3 protein-coding genes are annotated in these 6859 nt (G+C 58.2%); all 3 read right to left on the reverse strand.

The genetic code is table 11. The annotated features are described in order from the left end of the window. Positions 1–2: 2 nt before the first annotated feature. From B1748_RS19560 to B1748_RS19570, 3 genes are read right to left on the reverse strand one after another with little or no spacing between them, the layout of a single operon-like run. Complete coding sequence (locus tag B1748_RS19560) at positions 3–1742, reverse strand: DUF5107 domain-containing protein (RefSeq protein WP_087569625.1); 1740 nt, start codon at positions 1740–1742, stop codon at positions 3–5. 19 nt (positions 1743–1761) lie between these two features. After that, positions 1762–3693 carry a DUF8034 domain-containing protein gene (locus B1748_RS19565; RefSeq protein ID WP_087569626.1) on the reverse strand — a complete coding sequence of 644 codons (1932 nt, stop codon included), beginning with the start codon at positions 3691–3693 and terminating at the stop codon, positions 1762–1764. 47 nt (positions 3694–3740) lie between these two features. Next, on the reverse strand, positions 3741–6575 hold the full coding sequence (locus tag B1748_RS19570) for a right-handed parallel beta-helix repeat-containing protein (RefSeq protein ID WP_087569627.1): 2835 nt from the start codon (positions 6573–6575) through the stop codon (positions 3741–3743). Positions 6576–6859 lie beyond the last annotated feature (284 nt).

Here is a 6859-nt window from a genome sequence, read left to right on the forward strand (position 1 = left end):
GCTTAATCCTCCCCATATTCCCTATATGCGCCGAATTCGAACAAATCGTCCTCGCCCAGAAAAGCAGGCGCCTCGCGTTCCGGCTCGCCAAGCCCCTCCATAATCCGGCGCCACAGCTTCGTGCGGGCGTAACGCTGGTGGATCAGTTGAAATGCCGTCCCCGCAAGCAAACGTTTTGCTTCTTCGAACCTTCCCGAATCCGCAAGCCATGCGGCACGGCGTTCCGCCAGCCATTCATCCTGCAGGGCGCTTGTCCGCGCCAGCCAATACTCCCTCTCAGCCAATGTTTGCGAACCGATCCCGGATAACGCCAAATCCCGCTCATAGGTCACTTGGGGATGCAAGGCAAACGCTTGCGAACGGATTGACCGATAACACTCGGCAGCCTTCGCATGATCTCCCTTATTGCGCCGATACAACCGGGCGGCAAGCGCCCATGCCCGATCCTCCCCCGATGCCGCAAGCTCCGCAAGCGCCTCGTCAATCCGGTCTTTGCCCGCATACCATGCGCCTAGCTGCATTCGCCAAGCGCTCTCCTGGTCGGGCCGGCTTGCCGCCGCGAATCGAAGCGCCGCCTCCAGTTCCTCATAACCGGAGATGGCCCAACGGTTGTCGTCAATCACCGGCGGCGGCGGCAGAAGCTCGGGCCTGTTTGCGCGCCATGCCTCCGCCACCTGCTCCCATATTTCCGTTTCCTCGCCGCGGGCAAAGCCGAACAAGGGAATTTGGTCGACTTCCGGCAGCTCAACCTCGGGAACCGCCAGTTGATAAATATCAAGCCGCCGATCTGTCGGAATCCAAAATTCGATATGATGATGCGACTCGCCCGGAGCCAGTTCCTGTTTGATCGATTGATCCATAATCGGACCGGCCTGAATTTCCAGACATTGCTCCCCGTCCAGCGAATATTGGGAAACCCACGCCTCGTGCTTGCCGACGCCATCCGACCAGAGCTTGATGCCGGGCATCGACCGACGATCGGCTGCGTGGTACAGACCGCTCCCCAGGCTTGGCGTGTATACGCCAAATGCCTGGCAGTCCGGCTCCCGCCAGAAATAGCCGGTCATCCGGTCGATGTCACGCTGACTTTTTGGCCCGTCCTTCGCCCAATCCAACTTCTCCATCCGATCGCCGTGAGCAAGCACGGGCCCGTTCGGAAACAGGAATTCGGTATCCGCGCGGGCAGGCACTCCCGCATTGGACCAAGACATCCAGGGATGCGCTTCGGACGTCGGATTATAGAATCGGGTGCGCTGAGTCAGGAAATCGTCGTTCCGGCCGAGCGAATACTCCACAGTCCAATGCATGCCGAACCGGGTTTCCCGTTCTCCGCACCAGACGAATATCCGATCCTCCGTCTCCATCGTCCGGTAAAGAACGGGCACGATTTGCACGGGAGTATGGGAGATCGGAAAGCTGACCTCGATCCCTCCGCCAATAAAAAATTGCCGGGGCAATATACGCACGGGCCGAACCGCGGGAATGGCGTAAAGCGTCTCCTTGCCCGACGCGGAATGAATCAGGGAGTACACTTTGCCGCCGAGGTCCGGACAAATGGTCGCCTTAAGGCGATCGTTCTCCAAAGTTACGAATCGATACGACTTCAGGACGGGGCGGCGGCTTGTTTCCGCATAACTCTCATAGGGATACACCCCATCCGGATCCTGGGCGCTCGGGACAGGCCCCGCCGCCACCATCGGATGGGTCAGCAGCACTTCCGTATAAGCGCGAATTTCCAGCATTCGTCTTTCTCTCCTTTCGCTAATCCCCCGATCTAGGCATAATCGGGCGGACATCAACCGCCGGATCGAACCAAGGCGTCGCGTAGCTTGGCCGATTAACGTACCTCTCCATCGTCAGACGCAGCTTTAATCCGCTGCCGGGACTGAGCGTGACGCGAAGCCATTTATCCTGCAGCGGCAGGGCCCCAACCTCCTGCCCGTCGCAATTAAACGCAACCGCTTCGATAAACCGATGCTCTCCGAAGGAGCCCGCCTGGATAACGGTTTCCCGGGCGGCGGAGGCATCCGTATTGATGAGCGTCACATCGAGAGTCGAACCTTCCAGCCTGTCGACCAACGCCGCTACGCCTTCCGGCAGGCCGGGCCGGCACTTTTCCCCGTCATAATAACGGACGCTGGCATGCTGCAAGCCGCCATGGGAAATATGCATGGGCGCGCCCAGCATAAGCTGCAGCAGCCCTTCGAAGTAGAGCGGACAAAACTCCTGCCAAGCATGAATGCTTAGCGGATTTTCCCAGTTCCAGCTTAACGGGTCGCCGGCGGACGAACGCATTTTGTCCAACTGCCGGTCGATCAACGTTTGGCCTGCTTGCAGAATCAGCTCCGGATATCCCTCGTATTCGCCTTGCATGAACAAGAACCAGGGAATCGTATTTCCGATAAAATGTTTCGTTTCCTTGCCGGTCACCGGATTTCTCCCGGAATTCGACGGCAGATCGATCCGCTGCAAAACGTCCGGAATCGGGATGCGTCGGACGCGCTCCAGGTCCTCCTGCTCCCTGGACAAATACCACAGATGAACCGGATGCAGCGCGTTAAACGGACGCCAATCCGTCCATCCCTCATCGCAATGGCGATGGGGCGCCTCCCAAACGCTGTCCCGCCACCGTCCGAGACTCCACTGCTTGTCTATGACGGCCCGCGCCAGCTTCAGCCATTTCCGGTCCCCGGTTAGCAGCAGCGCGTTGGCGCATGCGTTAAAGACCGGCTCGATGATCGTCGCGTAGCCATGCGGCCAACGCCAGCCGTAATAACCGCCCCACCATTTGCCGTCGTTGTATTCGCCGATTTCCCCGGACAAGCCGATATTGTCGGGGATCAGACCGCCGTTGCGCTCCGTCCGCTCTTCCCAGGCGCTCAAATAATCCTGTACCTGCTGGCGCAGCGTTTCGTCGCCGGTCAACATGTAAGTATGCGCCAGCAGTCCCGTCGCGTTAAGGTTAAGCGGCACGTCGCCCTTGGCCTGACGTTCGTTCATCAAACGGATGATATGCCCGTAGATGCCATCGTCCGACCAATGGCACTTCCCGCTGGCAAAGTCGACGCCGGGGATGTCCTCGAACGGGGCCAGATAATCGTCCAAAATCTCCCGATGCGTCACCCAATCCTCCGCCGTCATCTCGAACCTTGGCCCCCGGCTTCCCGTAATAGGGGAGCGCATCAGTCGTTTCTCGCGGTCGTAATTCGGCGCCTCCGGATCATCTCCGGTGTACATCCCGGCAAAGCGAACCGCTCTTTGCTTCAGCTTGAGAGATTGCGGATCGGAGAATCCAAGGAAATAAAAATACAAATACCCTTCCCCATGATGCATCCAGTCGTAATAGGCGTCGAACTCGCGATGAATTTGCCCGTATTGCGTCCACTGCCACGTAATCGTTTCCCACATAAGCCGGGACAGCCGCCCGACCTCTTCGTTTCCCCCCAGCGCATACAGCAAAGACAAATTCATAAACGCTTCGTACGGGTCGTCGGAGCCGTCCATGCCGGGCCACTCTTCCCGCCAGATCAGCGTGCCGTCCGCCCGAGTGTAACGAGCTACATATTCCGTCGCGGCCATGTTCAGCTTCTCGAGAATCGCCCTCTCCTGCAGCGCCCAAGCCGGCGCGGGCCAGCTCTCCGAGGCTGCGATACCCGGCAGCTCCGGCTCGTGCGTCCGATTGCCGTCGTTCATGTTTTCCGCCTCCTTCTCCCTATCGTTCGGTCTCTATCTTCCGGTCTTTATCGTTCGGACCCCATCGTCCTGCTTAATTGCGGCTGCTCCCATAAGCCGCAGTCGTCGGCATATATTCGTTGTGCCGGCATTCCGATAACCGCAAGCGCGCCGATATTTTCGATCGCCACCGTCACAGACGACGTTTCGGGACCGGTCGTAAAATGCAGCTCCGACAGCGTGCTCTCCCAATTCCAGCGGTTGACAACCAGTTCCCCTATGGAGCCGTCGTGCCCATGGACGGACATCCTTGCCGTCCCCGCCCGGAAGGTGTTGTGAAACACGATATTGTGCAGCAGACATTGTCCTTCGCCGGACAGGACCAAATATACGTCGTGCACCCCCGCCACGGAACCCAGCGGCGCCCCGAAATAACGCCAAACCGCGTCGTACGGAGTCTGCTGCGCGACAGCGCCTATCAATTCGCCATCGGGACCGCCGATGCGGACCTCCACCGTTACCGGGCCAATCACTTTGTTTAACCCGATGGATACATTATCGTACTGGCCCGCGGCGCCAAAATCGATATTTTCCAGCTTGATCCATTCCTTCGGACGCATCGGGCCAACGTATCGGACGTCCCGATAAATCGCCGGCGTGCCGTCCGGCTCCCGCTCCCACTGGCTTCCGCCGTTTGTTTCGGCATATTCGATCGCCTGGCGATATTCGCCTCCCGACTTGATGCCGGCAAAGAAAATGTAGGACGTATTCGGCTTCAGTCCTGCTACCCGTTGCTCGATCCGCTCGCCGGGTCCAAGAACAGCCGCGTACCTGTTGCTGCGGACGACCGTCGGATAACCGCCGTTTTTGCTGTAATCCCAGGCGCATTCGAACACAAGGCGAGGCGTCCCGCCAGCAGCCGTCCATGGCGCAAGCGAACCCGACTCGAATCCGCCGTTGCGCAGCAGGCTTTCATGCTCCAACGGAACGAATTCGCCTGCAGAGGCGGTCTGACCATACTCGAGCAGGTCGAACTCGCTTGCTCGGGCAGCCTGGCCATGCTCGAGCGGATCGAACTCGCTTGCACTGGCAGTCTGGTCATGCTCGTGCGGATCGAACTCGCCTGCGCGGACGGACTGGTCATGCGTCTCGGCAGACTCGAAGCTGTGCCCGGGCACCCACTCCTCTCCCCCGAACTCGTACGCGCCGGGATCCGGCGCCATTCCCCGATAACCGTCCGTCACCCCGGGGATCAGGATGCCTTGACCGATGACCGGCGAGTCCGCGCGCAGCCGGAAATCCCCGCTCTCCGCATCGACGAACGGGTCGGCGTCAAAGCGGTTATGCGAGACGACGCTGTGGCCGCCCCAGCGGCGAATCTCCCCGTCCGCGAACAAATTGTTCGCCATATGGGTACCGTACATGTCGTCCAGGCAAAATACGGACGAATCGGCGATCGCCTTGCGATAAAACGTATTGTTGTAAATCAGCGTCCGCTGGATGGGCCGATTGAGCACCATGCCCCGTTCGGGAATGTTCCAGATAACGTTGCGGAAGAAGCTGATGCCGCTCGTCCAGGCATCCATGTAAAAACCGAAGCTTAGATGGTCGGACAAATTGTCGTGCAGCCAGTTATGGTGAATTTGCGTCCCATCAAAGTCATGGTTGAACAAATAGATCATGCCCGAATCCTTCGTCAGCGCGTTAGCGAAGGAAATATCGCAATATTCGATCGTCGATCGCGAGAATACGCCGGAGATCGACGTTCGGCCGCCCCTCGTAATCGTACAACGGGAAACCCGGTGTTCGGCTCCCGTCATCCAGATCATGCTCGCATACGACGCCTCGAAGTTGCCGTCATGAATGTAGCAATTGTGCACAGAGTTGCGCGCGCCCGATATCGAGATGCCGTTTCCTTCGAAATGGGAGATCTCGCAGTCGCGGAGCCTATTGCCCTCTCCGCCCAGCGCAATGCCTCGCGTCCTTCCGTAAATCGACTGGCGGTAACCGAAGGAACGGTCCATGCCGTAAATTCGCGATTTCCGAATCAGGCATTGGCTGGCTTCCTCCGTCGTAATGCCGGCTCCCCTGCAATCCACGCCGATAATATGAATGTGCTCCTTATGCCGCAGATCAAACGCATATTCGCGACGCTTGACCTCGATCACGCATTGAGGAGGCAGCTTGCCTTCGGGAGCCATCGCATACAGCATCCCTTCCGCGGAGTCGTAGTACCATTCTTTCTCCGTATCAAGCGCCCGCAGCGTCCGGGTAATAAAATACAGATCCCCCGGTTTCGTAAAATAATGGTCGGCCGAGCTGACCCATTGCTCGTGATGCAGCGTGCCGGCGGCAAAGCCGGTAACTTTGGCCGTGGACATAAAGTAGCCTACCCCGTTGACGCAGGCGACCATCGCCCCGTCCCAGTGGCCGTCCAGAAACGCTTGCAATTTTTCATCAAAAATCGTGCTGTTCGTCATCCCGCTGGTCGCCGCGCCGACGCGCGCATACTGCGAGCGATCCAGCCGATCCCGGATTTTCGGCCACTGCGCCTCCATGCCAAGCTCCTCATCAAAAAAGACAAGCGTTTCGCTGCCGTCACCCAAATCCCAATCCGGCTTCGCCTTGTACACGTTTCCTTCGTGCCGCGTCCACTCGGTCACCTCGTCGCAGCCGCTGACGACTACCCTTTCGTTCCCGTATGCTTCGAAACGAATGGGGGCGTCTTCCCTGCCGCTGCGGGGAGGCACCACCGTCTCCCTGTAAGTGCCCTCCCGAATGTAGCTTATGTCTCCGGCTTCCATTGCTTGCGCCGCTCTGTCGATCGTACGAAACGGGCGTTCCAAGCTCAAACCGTCGTTGATGTCATCGCCATTAACCGCAACATAGTAGATCTTATTCACTGCTACTCCTCCTTTACTATAAATGCGTGTTCAAAAGGTTCGGTTATCAGTACCGAGAAGATTGGATGAAGCTAGAACCTGAGGAGCGGAGCGTAGTGGAGGCTACGTGAGCACCTGCAATGTTTCCGGAGGAAACATACTTCGAAAGCATCCGCTTAGGTTCGGCTGAATTCAATATTCGACGTCGAGTAAGCTTCTAGGATGACTTCGTAATGGGAAGCGGACTTTTTGAACAACCTTTATAAAGGCTGCCCGGGGAACAGGGACAGTACCTTGGACTCGTG

It is taken from the genome of Paenibacillus sp. MY03 (assembly GCF_002165585.1).
Classification (GTDB): domain Bacteria; phylum Bacillota; class Bacilli; order Paenibacillales; family Paenibacillaceae; genus Pristimantibacillus; species Pristimantibacillus agaridevorans.